2 protein-coding genes and 1 pseudogene are annotated in these 2,155 nt (G+C 63.3%); all 3 read right to left on the reverse strand.

Annotated features, from left to right (window positions below):
• Positions 1-238: pseudogene (locus EN914_RS33025) on the reverse strand (electron transfer flavoprotein subunit alpha/FixB family protein); the annotation flags it as partial.
• A gap of 158 nt (positions 239-396) precedes the next feature.
• Positions 397-1,146 carry an electron transfer flavoprotein subunit beta/FixA family protein gene (locus EN914_RS33030; protein ID WP_013529425.1) on the reverse strand — a complete coding sequence of 250 codons (750 nt, stop codon included), beginning with the start codon at positions 1,144-1,146 and terminating at the stop codon, positions 397-399.
• A gap of 198 nt (positions 1,147-1,344) precedes the next feature.
• Positions 1,345-2,145 (reverse strand): rhomboid family intramembrane serine protease, encoded by an 801-nt coding sequence (locus EN914_RS33035; protein ID WP_024503780.1) that lies wholly within the window; start codon positions 2,143-2,145, stop codon positions 1,345-1,347.
• Between the last annotated feature and the right edge of the window lie 10 nt (positions 2,146-2,155).

A 2,155-nucleotide genomic window follows, 5' to 3' on the forward strand; every position in this document is an offset into this window, starting at 1 on the left:
GCGACACAATGAGCGCTGCCGTCGGTTCGGCCAGGCGCTCGGCAAGCTCGTCGGCCTCGGCCAACAGCACCTTGCTCACGCCCTTCAGCTTGGCGGCAGCGTCGGCTGCCGGCTTGGCGCCCTTGCCGGCAACCAGCACATGCACGTCCGAGCCGATCTGCAGCGCGGCCGACAGCGCCTTGGCGGTCTGGTCGGAAAGGGTTGCGTTGTCGTGTTCTGCAATCAGAAGAATAGCCATTGATGATATTCCTGACTTTCGTCTTCGCGGCTCCCTGAAATCCGGTCAGGCCGAGTCGAAAACGGTTGGTTTCGAGAACCGGAGCGGAGCGTACTTCTGTACGTGAGCACCGGAAGCGGAGAAGCCAGCCGTTTGCAGGCCGGCCTCATCGGATTTCCTTACAGCACGCCGGCTTCGTTCTTCAGCTTGTCGACCAGCTCAGCGACGCTCTTGACCTTGACGCCTGCCTTGCGGCCGCTCGGCTCTTCGGTCTTGATGACCTTCAGCCGCGGCTTGACGTCGGCGCCGTAGTCGGCCGGGCTCTTCTCGTCGAGCTGTTTCTTCTTGGCCTTCATGATGTTGGGCAGCGAGGCATAGCGCGGCTGGTTGAGGCGAAGGTCGGCGGTGACGATCACCGGCATCTTCAGTTCCACCGTCTGCAGGCCGCCATCGACTTCCCGCGTCACCTTGGCCTTGTCGCCGTCGAGCACGATCTTGGAGGCGAAGGTGCCCTGCGCCCAGCCCAACAGTGCCGCCAGCATCTGGCCGGTCTGGTTGGAATCGTCGTCGATCGCCTGCTTGCCGAGGATGACGAGGCCGGGCTGCTCGGCGTCGACGACGCCCTTCAGCACCTTGGCGACGCCGAGCGGCTCGGTCTGTTCGTCGGTCTTGACCAGGATGGCGCGGTCAGCGCCCATGGCGAGCGCCGTGCGCAGGGTTTCCTGCGCCTGCTGCGGGCCGATCGAGACGACGATGATTTCTTCCGCCTTGCCAGCTTCCTTCAGCCGGATCGCCTCTTCAACCGCGATCTCGTCGAACGGGTTCATCGCCATCTTGACGTTGGCGAGCTCCACCGCCGAACCATCAGCCTTCACGCGAACCTTGACGTTCGCATCCACAACCCGCTTCACGGGCACAAGGATCTTCATTTGCCTGTCACCTCTTCACGCTAATTGGGCGCGCTATAACAGCCTGCGCCCGTTCTGAGTTGTCGAAAGCCGACATTCCAGGTGGAAATTCTGGCCGGATGGAAATTCTGGTCTTTGCCCGCCTTAGGTTGCGGCGGAGACGTTTCCGTAGTTGCGGCAACCCTGCACGTCAATACGCTGCAAGTGGCTCAAATCGGTTCAGTCCGAACTGGAAGCGTTTCCGCGTCCCCAGCGCGGTGTCGCGGCGGGTTGATCGGGGATCAGCGGTTCCGTGGCAACCGGCGGCTGGTCGGGCGCGGCGGGCGCGACGTCTTCGTCGGCGCCGGCAAACAGCGGCACGCCGCGGCTACGCAAGACAAGCACCAGAACGGCGCCGGCGATGATGCCGCCGATATGGCAGGCCCAGGAGATCTGATCCTCGCCGCCGGCGGCAAACATCACCACCTGGAAAAGGACCCACAGGATGAGCGGGATGAAGGCCGGAATGCGCAGCGGGATGCGGGCGAAGGCCAACACCCAGACCTTCACCCTGGGATAAAGGATCAGATAGGCGACGACCACGCCGGCGATGGCGCCCGAGGCACCGATCAGCGGCACCTGCGAGTCCCAGGCGACGAGGCCCTGGAAGGCGGCGCCGGCGATCGCGCACAACAGGTAGAAGATGAGGTAGCGGATGTGACCGAGCGCGTCCTCGACATTGTCGCCGAACACCCACAGGAACAGCATGTTGCCGCCGAGGTGGAAGATGTCGGCATGCAGGAAGGAATAGGTGAGGTAGCTCAGGCTTTCGGGGATGACGATAAAACGGGGATCGAGCTCGGCGGTGTCATGGACGACCGACGGGATGAAGCCGAGACCAAGCACGGCGGCATTGGAGAAACTCTCGCCGCCGAGCGCGGTGGCGAGGTAGACCAGGGCGTTGACCACGATCAGCCCGATGGTCACATATTGCAGGCGGATGTGGCGCAGCCTGTTGGTGTCGTAAAGCGGGATGAACATGCCCCAGGCC

This window comes from Mesorhizobium sp. M7A.F.Ca.CA.001.08.2.1 (genome assembly GCF_003998455.1).
GTDB lineage: Bacteria > Pseudomonadota > Alphaproteobacteria > Rhizobiales > Rhizobiaceae > Mesorhizobium > Mesorhizobium ciceri.